This is a genomic window from Bartonella sp. OC68QHHN (assembly GCF_042193875.1).
GTDB lineage: Bacteria > Pseudomonadota > Alphaproteobacteria > Rhizobiales > Rhizobiaceae > Bartonella > Bartonella grahamii_A.
Window position 1 is genome coordinate 538,048 of the sequence record NZ_JBHIME010000023.1, and the last position, 21,026, is coordinate 559,073.

General features: G+C 39.4%; 15 protein-coding genes and 1 pseudogene. 12 read left to right on the forward strand and 4 right to left on the reverse strand.

Annotated elements, in window-relative coordinates:
* Positions 1–8: 8 nt before the first annotated feature.
* The 4 genes from ACFIJ0_RS04875 (at position 9) to ACFIJ0_RS04890 (ending at position 5,111) form a co-directional block, all read left to right on the forward strand.
* Positions 9–1,568 carry a heme biosynthesis protein HemY gene (locus ACFIJ0_RS04875; RefSeq protein ID WP_375644260.1) on the forward strand — a complete coding sequence of 520 codons (1,560 nt, stop codon included), beginning with the start codon at positions 9–11 and terminating at the stop codon, positions 1,566–1,568.
* 145 nt (positions 1,569–1,713) lie between these two features.
* The gene (locus ACFIJ0_RS04880) at positions 1,714–2,466 is read left to right on the forward strand and encodes a glutamine amidotransferase (protein WP_375624874.1); all 753 of its coding nucleotides are present in this window, start codon (positions 1,714–1,716) and stop codon (positions 2,464–2,466) included.
* Positions 2,467–2,881: 415 nt separating this feature from the next.
* Positions 2,882–3,937 (forward strand): DUF2125 domain-containing protein, encoded by a 1,056-nt coding sequence (locus ACFIJ0_RS04885; RefSeq protein ID WP_375644280.1) that lies wholly within the window; start codon positions 2,882–2,884, stop codon positions 3,935–3,937.
* Positions 3,938–4,823: 886 nt separating this feature from the next.
* A complete protein-coding gene (locus ACFIJ0_RS04890) occupies positions 4,824–5,111 on the forward strand; it encodes a hypothetical protein (protein ID WP_375624875.1) in 288 nt (95 codons plus the stop codon).
* Here the strand turns inward: ACFIJ0_RS04890 and ACFIJ0_RS04895 are convergent.
* Positions 5,108–9,772: an NAD-glutamate dehydrogenase gene (locus tag ACFIJ0_RS04895; RefSeq protein WP_375661408.1), complete on the reverse strand. Its 4,665-nt coding sequence runs from the start codon at positions 9,770–9,772 to the stop codon at positions 5,108–5,110. The genes ACFIJ0_RS04890 and ACFIJ0_RS04895 overlap by 4 nt on opposite strands.
* 319 nt (positions 9,773–10,091) lie before the next feature.
* Between ACFIJ0_RS04895 and ACFIJ0_RS04900 the strand changes: the two genes are divergently transcribed.
* The 4 genes and pseudogenes from ACFIJ0_RS04900 to rpsP all read left to right on the forward strand — a co-directional run bounded on the left by ACFIJ0_RS04900 (position 10,092) and on the right by rpsP (position 13,291).
* On the forward strand, positions 10,092–10,748 hold the full coding sequence (locus ACFIJ0_RS04900) for a carbonic anhydrase (protein WP_375624877.1): 657 nt from the start codon (positions 10,092–10,094) through the stop codon (positions 10,746–10,748).
* A 230-nt stretch (positions 10,749–10,978) separates the two neighbouring features.
* Positions 10,979–12,547 (forward strand): signal recognition particle protein, encoded by a 1,569-nt coding sequence (gene ffh / locus ACFIJ0_RS04905; protein ID WP_375624923.1) that lies wholly within the window; start codon positions 10,979–10,981, stop codon positions 12,545–12,547.
* Positions 12,548–12,571: 24 nt separating this feature from the next.
* Positions 12,572–12,900 (forward strand): annotated as a pseudogene (locus ACFIJ0_RS04910) (chorismate mutase).
* Positions 12,901–12,916: 16 nt separating this feature from the next.
* Positions 12,917–13,291: a 30S ribosomal protein S16 gene (gene rpsP / locus ACFIJ0_RS04915; RefSeq protein WP_375624878.1), complete on the forward strand. Its 375-nt coding sequence runs from the start codon at positions 12,917–12,919 to the stop codon at positions 13,289–13,291.
* Between the two features lie 120 nt (positions 13,292–13,411).
* Here the strand turns inward: rpsP and ACFIJ0_RS04920 are convergent, their stop codons facing one another.
* The gene (locus ACFIJ0_RS04920) at positions 13,412–13,627 is read right to left on the reverse strand and encodes a DUF1674 domain-containing protein (protein ID WP_375624879.1); all 216 of its coding nucleotides are present in this window, start codon (positions 13,625–13,627) and stop codon (positions 13,412–13,414) included.
* 83 nt (positions 13,628–13,710) lie between these two features.
* Between ACFIJ0_RS04920 and htpX the strand changes: the two genes are divergently transcribed.
* The 4 genes from htpX to ACFIJ0_RS04940 all read left to right on the forward strand — a co-directional run bounded on the left by htpX (position 13,711) and on the right by ACFIJ0_RS04940 (position 18,556).
* Complete coding sequence (gene htpX, locus ACFIJ0_RS04925; RefSeq protein ID WP_375644263.1) at positions 13,711–14,757, forward strand: zinc metalloprotease HtpX; 1,047 nt, start codon at positions 13,711–13,713, stop codon at positions 14,755–14,757.
* 47 nt (positions 14,758–14,804) lie between these two features.
* A complete protein-coding gene (locus tag ACFIJ0_RS04930; protein WP_375624881.1) occupies positions 14,805–16,169 on the forward strand; it encodes an RsmB/NOP family class I SAM-dependent RNA methyltransferase in 1,365 nt (454 codons plus the stop codon).
* 64 nt (positions 16,170–16,233) lie between these two features.
* Positions 16,234–17,979 carry a heparinase II/III family protein gene (locus tag ACFIJ0_RS04935; protein WP_375624882.1) on the forward strand — a complete coding sequence of 582 codons (1,746 nt, stop codon included), beginning with the start codon at positions 16,234–16,236 and terminating at the stop codon, positions 17,977–17,979.
* 436 nt (positions 17,980–18,415) lie between these two features.
* Positions 18,416–18,556, forward strand: a complete 141-nt coding sequence (locus ACFIJ0_RS04940) for a hypothetical protein (RefSeq protein WP_375644265.1) — start codon at positions 18,416–18,418, stop codon at positions 18,554–18,556.
* 345 nt (positions 18,557–18,901) lie between these two features.
* On the opposite strand, the gene ACFIJ0_RS04945 is transcribed toward ACFIJ0_RS04940, so the two are convergent.
* Both ACFIJ0_RS04945 and purH read right to left on the reverse strand, forming a co-directional pair.
* A complete protein-coding gene (locus ACFIJ0_RS04945) occupies positions 18,902–19,054 on the reverse strand; it encodes a DUF1127 domain-containing protein (RefSeq protein ID WP_375624884.1) in 153 nt (50 codons plus the stop codon).
* Between the two features lie 346 nt (positions 19,055–19,400).
* On the reverse strand, positions 19,401–21,020 hold the full coding sequence (gene purH / locus ACFIJ0_RS04950; protein WP_375644267.1) for a bifunctional phosphoribosylaminoimidazolecarboxamide formyltransferase/IMP cyclohydrolase: 1,620 nt from the start codon (positions 21,018–21,020) through the stop codon (positions 19,401–19,403).
* Between the last annotated feature and the right edge of the window lie 6 nt (positions 21,021–21,026).

A 21,026-nucleotide genomic window follows, 5' to 3' on the forward strand; every position in this document is an offset into this window, starting at 1 on the left:
GGACCAAGATGATACGTGTTTTTATTTATATTTTTGTTGTTTGTATCCTCGGTTTAGCTTTCGCGTGGGTTGCTAATCACAATGGTATTTTTGTTCTCACATTTTTGCATTTCAGACTTTCTGCTTCATTGCTTACAGTGTTAAGTTTGCTTATTTTGCTTTTTGTAATGCTGGTGTTTTTATGGTGGTTATTGTCTTTCTTTTTTTCTATACCAAGTGCTCTTTCCAATTATTTTTATAAACGTCATCAAAAGCGCGGTTATGAAGCTCTTTCAAAGGGGATTCTTGCAACTTTTGCTGGTGATGGTATGGTAGCGCAAAAAATGGAAGCACAGGTTGCTAAATATCTTGCAGGAACACAAGAGCCATTGGTAAAATTCTTACAAGCGCAAACCTTGTCTTTACAAAATAACTCTGTTCGCGCCATCAGTCTTTATGAGGAGATGAGAAAGGAAGATCCGACAAAACTGGTTGGACTTTATGGTTTGTTTCGTGAAGCGATGAAGAGTAAAGCTTATGAGGCAGCGCAACAATATGCCGAAGAGGCGCTGACTTTATCGCCAGCACTTTTATGGGCGCATCAGGCGGTGCTTGATCGGTTAAGTACTGAGGGTAAATGGGAGAAGGCACTTACTATTTTTGAAAGAGCGCAAAAAGCTCTCCCGCGTTCTGTTCGCACTACTCCAGAGCGGCAGCGTATACAGGTTTTGCTATTAAGTGGGCAGGCACTTTCTTTGTTTGATACACATCCTGTACAAGCACGTGAAGCCATTTTGAAAGCCCATAAATTGGCGCCTGATTTTGTTCCAATAATAGTTATTGCTGCTGATATTCTTTATAAGTTAAATGAAATCCGTAAAGCGGATAAAATGATTATAGCGGCTTGGCAAAAGAATCCTCATCCTGATTTGGGGACGCTTTATCTTGAAAGAGAAGAAGGAGCCATTGGGCGATTAAAAAGGGCTAAGACACTTGCTTCTTATAATAAAGATGCATTTGAATCGGCTTTCCTTATTGCTAAAGCAGCTTTGGATGCTGGTGAAACAGCATTAGCAAGAGAGCAGGCACAAAAAGCATTACAGTATCATCCACGTGAAAGTGTTTATTTATTGTTGGCAGATATTGAAGAGGCACAGGGAAACAATCAAGGTGCTGTGCGTCAATGGCTTTCTTTAGCACTTCGTGCTGAACGTGATCCAGTATGGATGTGTGATGGGTCCGTTTTTTCTTCTTGGTCAGCGGTTTCTCCAATCAGTGGACGTTTGGGCTGTTTTGAATGGAAGGCGCCTCCCTGTATGCCTTCTCTCACATTAGAGGCGGACAATATCGTGCCGAAAAAGCAAGACAAAGAGTATGTTATGGGAAAAAGTGATGGTGTTGAAGATAAGAAGCTCGAAAAATTAACACCTCTAGACGATTCTCTTTTGCATAATGTGCAGGTGGGGAAACAAGATATAAAAGAACAAGATGTAAAAATGTTCAGTCAAACTCACTTAAATGTTGATGATCCAGGGGTCAAAACAGAAGAAGAAACATCTTTATCGAGGAAAAAATTTCGTTTATTTTAAATTGCATCAGTGTGATAATATGGGTGTTTTCTCAGAAGAAACAATTAACCTAGAAGAAAAAACATCGTTAGTTTTGTCAATAAAATTATTCTCTTATGCTTTAAAAATGAAGTTTTGCTTGGTTGCAGAGGTGATTGGTTAAAAAATGTTTTTAAATCAGAGATGTCTTGATAAAAAACAAAAAAATAACAAACCAAGGATTGCTGTTGTTATTCATCGGCGGTCTACCTATACTGGTCGTTTGGGAAAATTTTTACAACAAAATGGTTTTGTTCTTGATATTTATCGTCCTATTTTTGGACAAAAACTTCCTGATACATTAGAGTATTATGCCGGTGTTGTTATTTTAGGGGGACCGATGAGTGTGAATGACAGCGAAGCCTATATTGGTGAGGAAATTGATTGGATTTCGTTATCACTAAAGGAAAATAAGCCTTTTTTGGGTATTTGTCTTGGAGCACAAATGTTAGCGCGAAATCTAGGGGGGCGCGTTGGTAAAAGAAGTGATGGGACTGTTGAAGCCGGCTGGTATCCACTAGAAGCAACCCCTCAAGGGAAGGAATTGATGAATTGGCCAGAAATGGTCTATCATTTCCATGATGAAGGTATTTATGATTTACCGAAAGAGGCAATGCTTTTGGCAACAGGACATACATATCCTACACAAGCTTTTCGTTATGGAAATAATGCATGGGGTTTGCAATTTCATGCTGAGTTTACACGTGCTATGATGCGGCGGTTGGTCGTGCGTTCGGCACATAAATTGGCTGAAAAAGGTGCTCAACCTGCTTGTGCACATTTGAAAGGTCGTTTAATTTATGATCAAGCTTTAGGACAATGGTTTGAAGGTGCATTACGACAAATTTTTTGTATACCGGCCGCCTTGTGTGAGTGTTAGAAACGCTATTCATTATCATTCTTGTTGTGCGGTAAAACAGCATCGTTTAAGGTGGAGGTAGAAAACTCATGTAAAACTTTACACATGAGGCATTTTTTGTTAGAGAGTGTAATAGGTTTTCTTGAAAAAATCTCGCTTTGTAGGCTTATGAGATACTGTACTTTAGATCGATGTATAGGGACTCCTTGAAGTGATCAGTCGATAAAATTCGGTTGATTAAAAAGTTGGGTTGTTTATAAACTGACCGTTGTTAAGAATCTTTATCCTTTTTAGGGTGGGGAGGAAGTGAAGAGATAAAGAAAGTTTTAATGTTGTCTAAATCCTCTCAAAAACCGTCATCACAAAAAAGTTTTTCTTTGAGCTATTTAATTTGCGGGCTCTTTTGTCTTGCTTTGATATTTATTTATAGCGCACTCTGGTTTTTTTTTCACGTAAAATAGAAGACCAGGTTTCTGATATATTCGCAAAAGCGTCTTCCTATAATATGGCGGCGGTATGTGAGAATGTGCACAAGGATGGTTATCCTTTGCGTATCGGTGTTGTTTGCGACAATTTTCAATTTTCTTGGCCTTTACATGGGGTTTCCTTATCGACGGGGCGTTTGATAGCTGGTGCACCAATTTATGCACCTCATTTGATCGAGTTTAATGTTCATTCTCCTGCATCAGTTGTTTTTTCCGGACAAACTCCCATAGTATCGCATTGGCGTAATTTGGTGATTGAAACAGAACCTTATTGGAAAACGGGTAAGACATTGAAGTTTATAGCTGAAGGGCTTGAAATTTCATCTCTTTCCTCTTCCCTTGAAGATCAAAAGTCTCAAGAAGCATTAGGAGCACAAACAACAGATAAAAAAACGACACGAGAAAATGTAGAAGATCAGGCATCTTTGCAAAATACGCATGACGTGATTATTCAGCCGTTAGAGCCAAAAGATACGCCTCAAAAAATAACGGCAGAATTTTTGCGCTTTGATCTGAAACGTGAAAAAAATGATATATCGGGAAATATAGCTTTTGATGGTTTTGATGTTTCTCTAATTTTTACATCTTCTTTTGTTGATGTCCCAAAAATTGATGGCAACTTGAAAGTTATTTTAAATAACATCTCTCTTCTGTCTGAAGATGAAGGAAAAAATTGGCAACAGAGGCTATATGGGAAAAGTGGACTTTTAAAGCAAGGTGAATTGACTTTTCATACAGGTGGTGGGTTACGTATTAGTGGGCCTTTTTCTTTTGATTATGAAGGATATTTGACAGCAAAATTTGAACTTGTCCATATTCAGCCCATGAAGCTTCTTAACACTTTGCAGCGCTTATTTCCCGCGCAGGCCAATAATCTTCAAGCGTTATTTTTTATTTTGGGTGCACTGCCTAAAAATGCCGATGGCGCTCCCGTTCTCTCCTTGCTCATTAACAATGGGTGGGTAAAATTAGGTTTTTTAAAACTTGGTCGTCTTGCGCCGCTTTAGGTTTTGTACCAAAGCCTTTTTTCATTTTCACCACCAAATTTCGATTTTTTCTGATTTTCACACTTTTTTGCAGTTTTAGAGTGTTAAAATCTATTTTAACAAAACACGTATTTAATGGTAAAAAAAATAGCTATAAAAATAAAAAATTATCACTTACGTCTAACTAATCCCACCTCTTTTCACTTAGTACAAAATCTTATGTCAAACTACATATAAACAGTGTTTGTATGGAAAAGTGGTATTTTAAAGTATGCTGAATTGGCTTTTTATAGAGATGGTGTGGTGCCGTGTTAGGAATCTTTTTTCTTTATGTATGGAATGAGCATGTTGCCTATATCTGTTTAGGGTAATCTTTAAAATAGGTAAACAGCCTAGTTGGATGAGAATATGAAGTTGTAAAGGGGAAAATAAACGTTCAGCTTTACTGTCATTTTTTATTCAATTTTACGCATTTGTTAAAAAAATATTTCTCAGTGCTTCCTATTTCACGATGTCGCCTTGAATGATATAATGATAAAGCCATTAAGCACCATCATCTTTTCGCTTATGGAGTAAGAAGCCAGGGCACTATCATATTTATATTTACTCACACCCAATGTTTCTACAGTTCTTGGCACTTGATGCGGTTTATGAGAGGTATTTTTTAGTTCTTTCTTTAATGCTTTTTATCTATACGGCTTTCCTATTTGCAACATGCAAGGAGAAATGCATTTAATTGATTGAATATAAATAGATTTGAAATGAGGCAAACTAGGAATATCGGTTTCTCCTTCAACATAAAAGTGATAAAATTATGCTTTTAAATCAATATATTATATTTTTTTGTTGAAGGATATTTGACAGTAAAATTTGAATTTATTTTTTATTTTAAGTGCTTTGTCTAAAAATGCGGGATAGCGCTTCCGTTCTTCCCTTACTGATTAGTCATGGATGGATAGAACGGGGGCAAAAGCTTAGCTGTTTTGTACTGCTTTTAAGTCTGAAAGTTGATGTTTTTACGTTGAAAAATCAATCCTGTTGTCGTTTTGAAATTATTGCAAACAATTCTATTATGATAAATAGCAAGATTCTCATTTTGGGTGCTATGTCTAAAATGCAAACTTCCGCATCTCGGTTGGTTTACTGTGGTTGGATAGAACAGGAGATTGAGTGGGTCGTTTTGTATTTGCTTTAGGTTTGAAAGCCAGTATTTTGAAGTTGAGAAATCAATCCTGCTGCAAAAGTAAAACGAGAAATATTGAGGTCATTTTCAATAAGGGCACTAATGTGGTTTGTAATGTTGTGAATATGATCTTCTTCTGTTTTTTTCCAAGTGTCAAAAGGATCTTTTTTCTTTCCATAATTTTTGAGGATTTTCATAACAATTTGCCGTAAGCTTTCAGAAACATTTTCTTTGGCTTGGCTTAAAGCCATACTATCATAATAATCTACTACAGGAATTATACGACTTGCTTCGTTAATGCGGTTTATACGAATGATTTGCGCAAGTGAAAAATAGATCTCTGCGGTTTTAATAAGATCACTGTTGCTTTTTTTTGCAATTAAAGAAATATCACAGATTGTTGAAGCAGCTTCCAAGAGAGCTAATTGTTTCGCTAATGCTTTTGGTGCTCCCTCTTCGCTGTAGTGTAATGCTTTTTCTTCAATCTTTTGCTTAATATCGTTGTCGTGAGAATGCATAAGCTCTTTTTCAATAACGCTACGGGCTTGCTTTATTGTTGTTACAATTTCTTCTAATGAACGTGAGAGATCTATGTTGTGTAAACCCCAATTGGTTGTTTCAAAGAGCATTGGGGTCATTGCTGCGTAGAATTTGTTTTGGACAAGACCGGGTATTTTATTATCAAGCTTATCAATTTGTTCAGACAATTGAGGAATTTCAAAACTATCGCGAATGGCAATGAAAACGCGAATAATATTTTCAGTCTTTTGTTCTGTTGCATCGTGTAGTCTATTAACAAAAGTGGGGCCTCCACGATTTACAATATCGTTGGCAATCAGCGTTGCTATAATATTACGACGCAATTGATGATTAATGACTTCCTTCTTAAAATTTTCTTGAATTTGGGTTGGAAAATATTTCAGCAAGGTTGTATTGAAATAGTGATCATCAACAATGGGGTTATTAGCAATTTCTTCTTTTAAGGTTAATTTAGCATATGCAAAAATAACGGCGAGTTCTGGACGGAGAAGACCTTTGCCTTGGGTTGCTCTTTGTCGTAAAATTTGCTCATCAGGGAGTATTTCAACTCTACGATCTAGAAGCTTTTTTTGTTCCAAATCGTGCATAAAGCGTATTTGATAGGGCAAATCAGTAGTGCTTTGGTTTTCCGCCAAAGAAAGAGCAAGGGGTTGTAGATAATTGTTGCGCAAGACGAGTTGCTCGACTTGAGGTGTCATTTTTTTCAAGAGGTTATTGCGTTCTTCGCGGGTTAACGTTTTGTCACGTAGTGCTGATGCAAGAACAATTTTGAGATTGACCTCAATATCAGAACAATTCACACCAGCAGAATTGTCAATGGCATCCGTATTGCATCGACCACCATTTAAGACATATTCAATCCGTCCACGTTGTGTAACACCAAGATTAGCCCCTTCGCCAATAATTTTTGCACGCACTTGCTCTCCGGTAATGCGTATTGCATCATTTGCACGATCACCTACTTGGGCATCATTTTCTGTTGCAGCACGGATATAAGTACCAATGCCGCCGAACCATAAAAGATCAACAGGGGCTTTGAGAAGAGCAGAGATAATTTCAAATGGTGTTCCTGTTTGTTTTTCGAAACCAATGGCTTGTGCTGCTTCAGGCGAGAGAGTAATGGTTTTTTCTTTTCGTGAGAAGATACCACCGCCCTTTGATAATTTGCTTTGATCGTAATTTTGCCAGCTGGAGCGAGGAAGTTTAAAAAGGCGCATACGCTCTGTATAACTTTCGTCTATGTTTGGATCTGGATCAATAAAGATATCGCGGTGATCAAAAGCGGCAATCAATTTTGTTTGTTTGGAAAGCAGCATCCCGTTGCCAAAGACATCGCCAGACATGTCTCCAACACCGACACAGGTGAAAGGCGTTGTTTGAATATCGTGATTAAATGTTTCTCTAAAATGTCTTTTGACGGCTTCCCATGCACCTTTAGCTGTAATACCAATGGCTTTGTGGTCGTAACCTGCTGAGCCTCCAGAGGCAAAAGCATCATCGAGCCAAAAGTGATTTGCTTGGCTGATAGCGTTTGCTGTATCAGAAAAAGTTGCTGTTCCTTTGTCTGCTGCGACAACAAAATAGGGGTCAGGGTCATCATGACAGATGACATTGTGGGGAGAGCTTATTTTGCCGTTAATCAGATTGTCTGTGATGGAGAGCAAAGCTGTGATAAAGTCTGTATAAGCTTGTCGTGCTGCTTCTATGATGAGAGCACGGTCATTTGTTTGGGGAAGCCGATGGGGATAGAAGCCACCTTTTGCACCTGCAGGAACGATAACCGCATTTTTAACTTGTTGGGCTTTGACTAAGCTGAGGACTTCGGTGCGATAATCTAATGCACGGTCAGACCAACGAATTCCGCCACGAGCGATAGGTCCAAAACGCAAATGCACCCCTTCAACTTCCGGTCCATAAACAAAAATTTCTCGGTAAGGGCGTGGTTCAGGCAACCCCTCAATTTGGCGCGGATTTAATTTGGTGGCTAAAATACGCCGTGAACTTCCATTGTCAAGAGGCGTAAAGGCATTCGTTCGTAAACTCGCATCGATAAGGTTACAATAACGGCGTAAGATGAGATCATCATCTAAACCAGATACTTTCTGTAATTTTTCTCCAAGACGCTTTTGAATAACCTGTTGGCTTTTTTCCCGCTCTTTTTCTTTATGGCTTTGGTGAAATTTTAAATGAAATAAAGCATAAAGATCTTGGGTAATGTCAGGATAAGCATTTAAAGTTTGGGCAACGCGATCTTGCGAATAAGGAATACCAGCTTGCTGGAGATAGCGCCCATAATGGCGCAAAATAACAATTTCGTACCAATCAAGTTCAGCTGTTTGGGTGAGAGCATTAAAGGCGTCATTATCAGCATTTTGTGCCCAAATGGCCTCAAAGGTTTCGGCGTGTTTTTGACCGTTTTTTTCAAAATCGATACAGAGCTGAAAAGTGCTTTCCAGCTGCATATCATGAAGATACACAGAGTGTCCATAGCCATCTGGTAGTTCAAGGGTTTGTTCAGTAATAACGCGAAACCCCATATTTTCAAGGAGTGGTACACGTTTGGAAAGGGCAAGAGCCTCATGGCGGTGAAAAAGTCGAAGAGAAATGGTACCTTTTTCTTTGTTTTGTGCGTGGTAAAAGTTCACGAAAAGGGGCTTCTCATCATGAAGATTTAAAATATGTCCGGCATCGTTAATAGCGTCTTCAGTTGAAAATAAATCACGATAGCTGTTGGGGAATTCGCTGGCTAGACGTGTTTGTTGCTCTGTTGTTTTCTGGGTAAGAGCGATGGCTTGAACGCTGTCTTCCCAACTTCGTGCAATCGAACGTACATGTTGTTCAAGTGTGGAGCGCTCGTGAAGGGGAACAGTTTCGTTCCCTTTGCGATGGATGATATAATAGACACGTATAAGGGTGCTTTCCAAAAATAGCGGATAAGATTCAAAAAAGTCGCCTTTATAGAGCTCAACAAAATGTTCGCCAACTTTTTCACGTAGGCTGCTACTATATTGGTCACGCGGTACGTAGACAAGGATAGAAACAAAGCGCCCAAAAGAATCAGTGTGGGCAAGAACCCGTAAACGTGGGCGCTCATCTAATTGTAGAATAAGTTTAGTGTTTTCTGTCAATGTATCAACATCAGAGCGAAACATTTCATCTCTTGGATAGGTTTCTAAAGCACTGATGAGTGCTTTTCCTGAATAATCGGCGTGATTATGTCCAAGACGTTGAATAATAGTTTGGGCTTTTTCTTTTAAGAAAGGAATTTGCAAAATAGAACGTGTATAAGCTGAAGAGGTAAAAAGCCCTACAATGCGTAATTCTCCACAGAGTTGGTTTTCTTTATCAAAGATTTTAAGACCAATATAATCGAGCCAAACAGAACGGTGAATTTTGGAGCGGCTGTTAGCTTTTGTCACGATAAACAGATTATCGCTTTCCATGAAGGATAAAACTTCTTGAGGAGGTTCTTTCATACTTTCATCGTCAACAATATGAATAGAAGCATCCGTGAGTATCCCAAGTTCAATATTACTCGTTGTAAAGGATTTTAGGGGGGGTTGGTCTTTGATGAAGTTGTAAGTGCGCATACCAAGGAAAATGAAATTATCGTCCATTAGCCAGTGAAGAAATTCAATAGCTTTTTCGCCTTCTTGTTTGTAGTGCGGGGGAAGACTTATTTGGTAGGCATGAATATGCTTTTCAACTTCTTCAAGCATAGGTTTCCAGTCTTGTACAGCAGCATTAACCTGTTCAAGAACTAAGGTGAGTTCATTTTTAAGTTTTTGTATTTTCTGTTGGTTTAATGACTCGATGTGAATTTGCATCAGACTGATGCGTTTTCCAGAAGCACAATCAAGAATAGGGTGTGCAATCAAATAGATATGGTTTTTGTGTTGATTGAAAACATTTAAAATAGAATCGAGAAGGAAGGGTTTGTTATCATTAACAAGCGTGATAGCGGTTATAGGCTTGTTATTACGGGTCAAATTTTGTTCAAAGTAGATAGTATTTTTTCCCGTTTGATGGAGATTAAAAGCTTTTACTGCGATGGCTGCGGCTTTTTGAAGTTCTTTATTTTCGTAATAGGCAATATCTTCTTCATCGGTTTGAGCAAAAAGGATTTGTTCTATTTTATCTTGGGTATTTTTTGTTTCTGTTTTTTTTGTTGCAACACATTCACTCTCCCTTTTTGCTCTTAGGGGTCTTTATTTTCTCTTTTTAAAAGCAGACCATTATATTTTTTTATAGTGTAACACCTTCCTCCTGAAGAAAATAGCTCTTTATTTGTAAAGAATGAGTTTGTTTTTTCTATTTTTTAGTAATAGTTTGTACTTTAAAGAAATATTTTGCGTCAAGGAAAGGGTATTTTTAGTATTTTTGTATGTTAATAGTTTGTTTTTTTAAATATACAAAATGAAAGTAAAAAAAAGAAGCAGAAGTAAAGAGAGAATGGCGCGTTTACCAGAAAGACTTTTAAGTGGTTACCAAAACTTTATAAATAATCATTTTTCATATAAAATAGCACATTATAAGCAATTAGCGATTGAAGGGCAGAAACCTGAAGTTTTGGTCATTGCTTGTTGTGATTCGCGTGCAGTGCCAGAAATGATTTTTGATGCTAAGCCAGGAGAAATTTTCACCTTGCGTAACGTGGCAAATGTGGTACCTCCTTTTTCTCCTGATGACCAATACCATGCAACATCAGCAGCTCTTGAATATGCTGTGCAATTGCTTGAGGTAAAACATATTGTCGTTTTTGGTCATGCTCATTGTGGAGGCATTCGTACTGCTCTTAAGGAGACATGTAAATCTTTATCATCAAATGATTTTATTGGTCAATGGATAAGTCTCTTAGCACCAGCAGCAGAAATCGTTTTGAATAATAAGTCGCTGTCTTGGCCAGAAAAACAGATGGCACTAGAGCAGCTTTCTATTCGCCATTCGTTGAGAAATTTAGAGACATTTCCGTGGATAAAGCTTCGCAAAGATCAAGGTTTTTTGACATTGCATGGGGTTTGGTTTGATATCTCTAGCGGAAAATTATGGAGTATGGAACAGGAAACAGGTTGTTTTATGCGTGTTGAAGTTGAAAGTTTTGAAGCATAGTATTTGCTGTTTTTATTTCTTCGTATAAAAAGACATTTTATGATAAAACTTGACAAAGCTGGGGTTTTATTGTTTGAAGGAGCAAGCTTTCAGTGACAAAATTAACTTGGAGCCACCGACTGAGACCCCAGTTTAAGGGTATAAAGAGATCTCAGAGGTCAACATCCGACGGCGCGATGCGTTCTCGGATGCTATTTTGGTTTGTTTGTTATGCAACAATGAGGTAAATGATGTTTGAATCCTTGCAAGAGCGACTTGGTTCTATTCTGTCTCATTTGACGGGACGTGGCGCTTTATCGGATCAGGATGTTGCAGAGGCGCTGCGTGAAATTCGTCGCGCTTTATTGGAAGCTGATGTTGCTCTTGATGTTGTACGCTCTTTTACCGATAGGGTTCGGGAAAAAGCTGTTGGGGCCGAAATCGTTAAATCAATTAAACCAGGCCAGATGGTGGTTAAAATTGTTCATGATGAATTGGTTCATATTCTTGGAAATGAAAGCGTTTTGAGTGATTTAAATGCACCAGCTCCAGTTGTTCTCATGATGATTGGTTTGCAAGGTTCCGGAAAAACAACCACAACAGCAAAGCTTGCGAAACGTTTCACTGATAAGCACAATAAAAAAGTTCTCATGGCGTCATTAGATACACGTCGTCCCGCTGCACAGGAGCAATTGCGCCAATTAGGAGAACAGGCGAAACTTGCAAGTTTGCCTATTATTGCAGGACAGTTGCCTGTTGATATTGCATCACGTGCTGTACAGGCTGCTAAATTGGGTGGTTATGACGTGCTTCTTCTTGATACAGCAGGACGTAATCATATTGATGAAGCTTTGATGCTCGAATTGGCTGAAATTAAAGCATGTTCTCTTCCTCATGAGATTATGTTGGTGGCTGATAGTTTGACGGGGCAAGATGCTGTTCATCTTGCTCGTTCTTTTGATGAGCGTGTAGGGATTACAGGGATTATTTTAACACGGATGGATAGTGATGGGCGTGGTGGCGCTGCTCTTTCTATGCGTGCTGTTACAGGTAAACCAATTAAAGCAATTGGAACTGGTGAAAAAATAGATGCTTTAGAAGAGTTTCATCCCAGTCGTATCGCTGATCGTATTCTCGGAATGGGGGATATTGTTTCTTTGGTTGAAAAAGCTGCTGAAACAATGGATCATGAGAAAGCTGCTGCTTTTGCAAAAAAAATGCAAGCTGGAAAATTTGATCTGAATGATCTTGCAGAACAGTTGCAGAAAATGAAAAAACTGGGTGGAATGGGCGGTATTATGGGCATGTTGCCAGGAATGGGGAAGCTAAAAGAGCAGATTGCGGTTGCGGGGCTTGATGATCGTTTGTTTGATCGTCAATTGGCCATTATTTCATCTATGACACCGCAAGAGCGGGCGAATCCAGAGATTTTAAAACATAGCCGCAAACAACGAATTGCTAAGGGATCTGGTACAACGGCAGCTGATATTAATAAACTTTTAAAGATGTATCGCCAAATGGCTGATATGATGAAAGCCATGGGTGGTAAAGGAAAAAGTGGTTTGATGGGAAAAATGTTGGGAGGACTTGGTTCCAAAATGGGTTTTGGTGGTATGGAAAATTTAGGGGGGGATTCTCCAGTTATGCCTGATTTGTCGGGATTGGATCCAAAGCAATTCTCAACGCTTCAAAAGCAAATTGAAAATGGTAATGGAGGGAAACTCTTGCCCGGACTACCGGGACGTGGGCCTACATTTCCTGGTCTTTCCAATCGCATTGCCGATAGGGGAAAATTTCCTCAGCATCCTAAGAAAAAATAAGATGTAAAGAGGGAAAGGAATATGATGCAGGAAACAGTATTAAACGAATTGGCACATTTACGAGCATCTATTGATAATTTTGATGCAACCTTGATTCATATCTTAGCAGAGCGGTTTCGTTGTACGAAAGCTGTTGGGCGCTTAAAAGCGCGTTATGATTTGCCTAAAGTAGATCCTCTGCGTGAGCAATATCAGGTAGCGCGTTTGCGGCAATTGGCTATGGATAGTCATCTTGATCCTGATTTTGCTGAAAGATTTTTAAAATTTATTATTAAAGAAGTTGTGCGTCATCATGAAATTATTGCTGAAGAGCAAAAGACAAAAAAGTCAATTTAAACGAAAGCCAGAGCTGACAATAGGAGATAAAATATGGCATTGAAAATTCGTTTGTCCCGTGGAGGTTCAAAAAAACGTCCTTACTATCATATCGTCGTTGCAGATGTTCGTAGTCCGCGCGATGGGCGGTTTCTTGAACGTGTTGGTGCATGGGATCCAATGTTGCCTAAAGATGGAACGAGGGTAAAACTTAATGAAGAACGTATCCAATATTGGCTTGGGCAAGGAGCTCAACCAACAGATCGCGTTTTACGGTTTTTAGATGCAGCTGGCTTGAAAAAGCGTCCAACCCGTAATAATCCACATAAAGGTGAACCGGGTAAAAAAGCACAAGAACGTATAGCAGCAGCAAAGCAAGCGGCAGAAGAAGCCGCAGCAGCGGCTGAAGCAGATTCTGCTTCAGCATAAGAAGCATGATTGTTTAATCAATGTGTTTTTTAAAGCTTTAGAAAAATAAATATCATCCGTTTTTGTCTATCAAAAACGGATTTTCTTTAAAAAGCTGCTTATTTAAACAGCGTTGGTTTTTTAAAAATCAATAGCGCGGCCTTTAATTTCCCAGTCTCCATAGCGGGAAGGGTCTTTGCCGCCGCGTCCGCCATTTTCTAAAGGTTGTTCTTTTTCTGCTGCACTTTTTCGCCGTTCTTTAGCTTCTTTAAGGGCGCGTTGTGCTGCGGGAGAAAGAGATTGCTGTTTAACGACAGTTGCATTTTTTTTGCTTGTTTTCTCATCTTTTTTATTCATTTTACACCTATTCCATTGAAGAAGCAGAAAGAAAACACCATCATATAGTATTGATTGACTTTTATCATGGAGTTTTTTGAGTAATGAATATAATGCGTACAGCCATGCTTTTGGCTTTTTTAACTACACTCTTTATGGGGGTTGGTTATCTTGTTGGAGGGGGCGGTGGCATGGTCATTGCTCTTTTGATGGCAAGTGGTTTAAACTTTTTTTCTTATTGGAATTCAGATAAGATCGTTTTACGCATGTACGGGGCGCGTGAAGTTGACCAGCATTCAGCACCAGTTTATTATAAGATTGTAAGCGATTTAGCACAAAGGGCTTCTCTTCCTCAACCAAAGGTTTATGTTATTGAGAATGCACAGCCAAATGCTTTTGCGACGGGACGTAATCCGCAAAATGCAGCTGTTGCTGCAAGTACTGGGTTGTTAGAGCGGTTAAGCGTTGAGGAAATTGCCGGCGTTATGGCGCATGAGCTCGCACATATCGAGCATCGTGATACGTTAACAATGACTCTAACCGCAACGATTGCAGGGGCAATTTCAATGCTTGGTAATTTTGCCTTCTTTATGGGAGGACAGCGCAACTCTTCAGAAGATTCTCATGGCGCTGGGGCAATTGGGGGATTTATTGCATTGCTCGTGGCACCTTTTGCGGCGATGTTGGTGCAAATGGCGATTAGTCGTACGCGGGAATATGCTGCGGATCGCAGAGGGGCTGAAATATGTGGTAATCCTTTATGGTTGGCTTCGGCATTGCGTAAGATTGCTGATGGGGGACGTGGGGTATATAATGAAGAAGCAGAGCATAATCCAGCAACCGCGCATCTGTTTATTATTAATCCTTTGAGCGGTGAGGGAGCGGATAGTCTTTTTTCTACACATCCAGCAACTGCAAATCGTATTGCTGCTCTTTATCAACAAGCAGAAGAGATGAAAGGGGCTCTTGCCAAAAGTATGGGATGGAATAAAGGAGAGAGTGTACATGAAAAAAGCAGTGGGATGAACTATGGAGATTTTTATAGTGGTCAGGCTCATGCATTAGGTGAGCAAGAAAACAGTCCTTTTCAGCGTGTTACAAAACGTCCTTCTTGGCTTCGTTATGAAAATTCAAAAAGATCTCGTTCATAGAGTTATTGATGGGGTTTTAAAGGAAACAGTGATATAAAGGTGGTGTTTTGAAACACAAAAAAGCGGGGTATGTATCTGAAAAAAATGTTCCAGGATTAGCTGTTCGACAGGTGTGTGTGCGTCTTTTGGGGGCGGTAATTGGTAAGCGCACGCCTCTGTCTGGTTTGACGGATAATGAACACGGACATCCACAATATTTAAAGCTTTCACCACGCGATCGTTTATTATGTCGGGCTATTTTAACAGCTTCATTGCGTCATCGAGGGCAGATTACGGCAGCTCTTTCACGCTTTTTGGCGCGTCCTTTGCCTCCACAAGCACTTTCACTCCAGCATCTTTTGCATATCAGTGTTGCACAAATTCTTTATCTTGATATTCCCGATCATGCGGCGATTGATTTAGCTGTGCGTGTGGGGAAACTTGATCCTCGAATGCGCCGTTTTTCAGGGGTAGTGAATGCTCTTTTGCGCAATATTGCACGTGAGGCTATGCCTTTACGCCAACAAGTTCCTACCATTGAAGATGTGCCAGCGTGGTTTGGACAGCTTTTAATGTCAGCTTATGGAACAGAAAAGGCGCATCAGATTATAGCAATTCAAAGCGTGGAACCCCCTTTCGATTTAACAGTGAAATCTGACAGTGTTGGATGGGCTAAAAGGCTTGGTGGTGTGGTGTTGCCCAATGGTTCTGTTCGATTGAATCGTCTGGAGTGTTCTGTTTCTGATTTACTAGGCTATAGTGAAGGAACTTGGTGGGTTCAAGATTTCGCTGCAGCGTTGCCTGCTTGTTTATTAGGAAAACTTCGGGGTAAACGAGTTGCTGACCTTTGTGCGAGCCCTGGGGGGAAAACAGCACAATTGGCTTTGCAAGGGGCACAGGTGACAGCAATTGAGCTTTCTGCTAACCGCGTAAAGCGTTTAAAAGAAAATATGGAACGGCTTCATTTTTCAGTTCACATTTGGCAGGGCGATGTGAGAAATTTCCATCCTACACAGCTTTTTGATGCGGTTCTTCTTGATGCTCCTTGTTCTTCTACTGGAACGATCCGTCGTCATCCAGATATTTTATGGACGAAATCGAGGGATGATATCGTCAAGTTAGCGGCGTTGCAACATGATTTGCTTGTTGCAGCAATTTCTTTGGTAAAGGTGGGGGGACGGATTGTTTTTTCCAATTGTTCATTGGCAAGAGAAGAAGGTGAAGATCTTATTGAGAAAATTTTATCGACACGCAATGACATTGTTTTAGAACCTATTTATCCAGAGGAAATGGGAGCACTGGCACATTTGCTTTGTGGGGGGATGTTACGGACAACGCCTGCGGATTTTTGTCATAAAAATTTTGATGCTGAAAAAACCGCATTTTTAGGAATGGATGGTTTTTTCGCTGTGCGTTTACGAAAAATTGCTTAATTAACGCTTCATTTACAAAAATGGTCGAAATTGTATTTGATTCAGCATAAATGGAGATGAAATTTTGGCGGTTGCGGTAAAAGCTCCTCAGGTAAAAGTGGCAGCCTGTATCGATACGATACAGAATGTTATGCGGCGTTTATGGGTTGGACCATTGTTTCGTTGGCGGTTTTCAGGGTTTCGTCCTCATAAAATTTTAGCGCATCCCATGGATTTTCATGTAGCTGATCCTATGATGGCGCATGAATTTTATCATGGTCGTTTTGCTTTTGCTGGTCACATTGTTCATTCTGGTGCTGTTTCGCCGTTTTCATTGATTCCACCAACGCTAGAATGGGAAGCGGCTCTACATGATTTTCATTGGTTGCGCCATATGGAGGCAGCAGGAAGTGATTTAGCTTCTGCACACGCACGCTCTCTTTTAGAAGATTGGTTTGACCATGCTGGCAAGAAGGTAAAAGGGCTTGCTTGGAGTGGTCCTGTTGTGGCGCGGCGTTTGATTTCATGGATTTGTCATTCGAAAATGTTGTTAGAAGGGGCAAGTGAGCGGTTTGAAAAACGCTTTTTACGTGCGCTTGGCTTGCAATTTCGTTATTTGCGCGTAACAATTTGCAGTATGGAGCATGATGATCAACGTTTACAAGCAGCAGTGGCTTTGACGTTCGCATCTCTTGCTTTGCCTGTTTCTTCGGCAGTGAAAAAAAAGGTACAAACCACACTTATAAAAGAGCTTTCCCGTCAAATCCTAGTTGATGGTGGGCATATTTCCCGTAGTCCTATTATTTTGCTGAATTTGTTATCGGATTTATTGTCGTTACGGCATCTTTTTATGCGTAGCAATGAAACAGCACCACGTATTTTGATTGATTCTGTTGAGCGTATGTTGCCAGCTTTACGATTCTTTATCCATGAGGATCAAACATTGGCGCATTTTAATGGGGTTGGTCCCCTTGTGTCGGAACGGTTATCAACACTTTTAGAGTTTGATGAGACAGGAGGGCAGCCTTTTAGTTGTGCCCGTTATTCAGGATTTCAGCGCTTAAAAGCCAATCAAACAACAGTGCTTGCAGATACAGGAAAGTTTCCACCCCGCTCTGTAGCACAGCAGGCTTGTTCAGGGTGTTTGTCTTTTGAAATGTCTTCACAAGGGCACCGTTTTATTATCAATACCGGTGTTAATCCTGATGGGCGGGAAGATTATCGACATTTAGGGCGTGTTACTGCAGCACATTCAACAGCTACGCTTAATGATTGTTCAGTGGGTGCTTTTTATCAGAAAAAGAAAAATGGCGCGCCATTCTTGTTTGATGGACCAACGGATGTTCAAGTGCGCCGTATAGAGGATTCAGAGAAGATGGGTTTTATTGCGAGTCATAATGGTTATGTGCGACCCTTTAATCTTATTCATGAGCGTGGTCTTATTTTGGCGACAAATGGAGATATGATCGAAGGTTTTGATCGCTTTTTTATGCCAAATAAAAGAGGAAAGAGACACAAGAGTGTGCAAAATGAACAAGATCATGTTGCCGTTCGGTTTCATCTTCATCCACAAGTTGAAGTTAACTATGATGGCAAACGTGTGTGTTTAGCTGTAAAGAACGAGAACGTGAAGAGCCAACAAGTATGGTATTTTATATCGCCTGACGCAGATATTTGTCTTGAAGATTCAATTGATTTTGCAGAATTAACAGGTCCACAACGGACACAACAGATTGTTTTATATTTTCGCCCTGCATTTCAGGAAAAAGTTCGTTGGCGTTTTATCCGTAAAGCGTTTGATAAAAAATTAGAACATTGTTCCAACCCATAGTATATTGCGTTTTATCTTCGTGTCGCAAAACATCATCGTTTATTGTGTAATATTCTCAAAATTTGAAGAACATATAAATTTTATCCATGAAGCATTTTGTTAGAGTATAGGTTGGATGTTTTTAGGTAAGGTTTGCTCATAGAATTTCATAAGGTGATGCTGAGAGGGATTGGCTCTAGAAAAAAGGTTTTTTGACAGACCATTGTTGACAGATGAGTACTGGTTAAGGATCTTCATCTTTTAAAGATGTGGAAAGAAATTAAGCTATTGTTTATCTTCGAAAGTTCTTAAGAGTTCTGTTGGGATCAATATTTCTCTCTGAGAGAGTTGCATTAATAGGGTTACGCTCTTTATGAAAAACAGAGCGCTATTATATTGCATATTCACGGACTTATTTTAAACAAAAATCCCTTAACACTTCCAAGCCTATTTAGCGATGATGCCCGTGATGGGTATAACGGAAAATCCATTAAGCACCCCCAATCTTTATGCTTATGAAGAAGCAATTCGGCACCATCACACTATTTATCAGTGCCCAATGTTTGTAACAGCTCTTGGCACTAGAGATGGTTCATAAGAGGCATTTTTAGCCTTTTCTTAATAGTTTTTTATCCACACGGTTCTCTCTGCTTATGACGTGTAAGCGAATGTTTTTGGTTGATTCAATACACATAGATTTGAATAGGATAATCTTACGGTATTCGGGGTTCTAATTCAATATGAATAATGCTAAATTATCATTATAAATCAAATGATGTATATCATAGAAGCACTGAAAATTTGAAAAACAATACATAGCAATGGCCCAGAAAAACAACTCTTACGCTCTTTGTTATTATACTAAAAATGAAGTTATAATAACAAACCACAAAATGCGCGTTTTTTCATAGCAAAGCATTCTCTCAAATATCTCAAACAACTTTTATAAAGATTTACGCGAATAACGCCGTGCAATTGAATCAATATCACCTCTACAAATTCCAAGATCGCTGAGTTCATATATCGAAAGACGATTTAACGCATTAACGGTTCGACGATAACGGCGCCAATTACTATAAAAACGTAGAATATTCATATCCTCTACTCAAACTTTTTATTACACTCTTTGGTTTAAGAATAGAGCATATTACTAAAAAGAGTTGTGCTATAATATCATAACAGGTATGCATCTACATACAATACAATATCTCTTTAACATTTTTCTTATGTGAAAGGGGAAACATTAATTTCAATAAAAAAGTATTTTATCCATAAACAATGGCTAAATTATGGGTATTTTCTGCGGTGATAAACTTTTTCACGTGTAGATTCTCTGGATTGAATAACTTCTTCCATTTCAACAGTTATCAATAGTCATACGATGATTATAAAAAATTTCTTGAAACATTTGTCCCATATAATAGAGGGAATCAGCAAAATTATTAATGGCGGAAGTGTCGTGTTCCTGTAAAAATCATCGCTAAACCCTGCGCATCAGCAGCAGTGATAACTTCTTCATCACGCATGGAGCCTCCTGGTTGAATAACTGCTGTTGCCCCTGCTTCAGCTGCTGCTAATAAACCATCTGCAAAAGGAAAAAATGCATCTGATGCAACAACCGATCCTTTTGTGAGAGTTTCTGTTAAGCCTGCTCTTTGCGCACTTTCTGCTGCTTTACTTGCAGCAATTTTTGCTGAATCGATGCGGCTCATTTGTCCGGCTCCAATTCCAACTGTTGCGCTATTTTTTGCGTACACAATAGCATTTGATTTAACGTGTTTTGCTACACGAAAAGCAAATTGAAGATCACGCATTTCATCTTGAGTTGGTGCCCGCTTTGTCACTACTTGCAATTTAAGATCATCAACCACCATGTTATCACGTGATTGCACTAAAATGCCTCCTGCAAGTGTTTTCGCAAGAAGCCCTCCACAGCGTGGATCAGGAACTCCACCTGTAATGAGCAAACGAAGATTTTTTTTCTTGGCAATAATTTCACGTGCCGCCATTGTGGCATCAGGAGCAATAATCACTTCTGTGAAAATTTTAACAATCTCTTCAGCACATTCCTCATCAAGGGTTTGATTTAAAGCAACAATTCCACCAAATGCCGATACATTATCACACATAAGAGCTTTCAAATAAGCTTCTTTCAAATTTTTTCCTTCCGCAACACCACAAGGATTGGCATGTTTAATAAGAGCGACAGCAGCGGTTTTTTGCGGATCAAATTCTGCCACAAGCTCAAAGGCTGCATCTGTATCATTCAGATTGTTATAAGAAAGCGCTTTACCTTGTAAAAGTTTTGCTGTTGCAATACCAAAACGTTTTTCATTATTGCGATAAAATGCTGCCTGTTGATGTGGATTTTCCCCATAGCGCATAACATTCTCAAGATGACCAGAAAAACTCTGCCATGATGGAATTTCAATTTTTAAATCCCGTGCAAACCACGATGCTATTGCCGTATCATAAGCAGCGGTGTGTGCGTAAGCGTGCATTGCTAGCTGATGACGCATAGATAAGCTTAAACATCCATTATGCTGCTTTAATTCAGTTAGAATCGAATCATAATCTTTTATCGCTGTTACAACGCCAGTATAAGCATAATTTTTTGCCGCGGCGCGAATCATCGCCGGTCCACCGATATCAATATTTTCAAGAATCGTTTGCCCATCGGCTCCCGATAGGATCGTCTCTTCAAAAGGATAAAGATTCACCACCAAAAGATCAATTCCATGAATGCTGTTCTTTTCCATAGATTCCCTATGGCTAGGATCTTCTCTTACCCCTAACAAAGCACCATGAATCAAAGGATGGAGTGTTTTTACACGTCCATCCATTATCTCAGGAAATCCGGTAACTTCAGCAACATCTTTTACCGGTAAACCAGCCGCTATGAGGGTTTTGGCTGTTCCTCCTGTTGAAATTAATTCAACATTGTAAGTAGCGTGAAGGGTTTGTGCAAAAGCAACCACACCTGTTTTATCAGACACAGAAAAGAGAACACGACGAACCTGATGAAGATCAGGTATGGGAAATTTTTTGGCTACAACACCCATAACAGA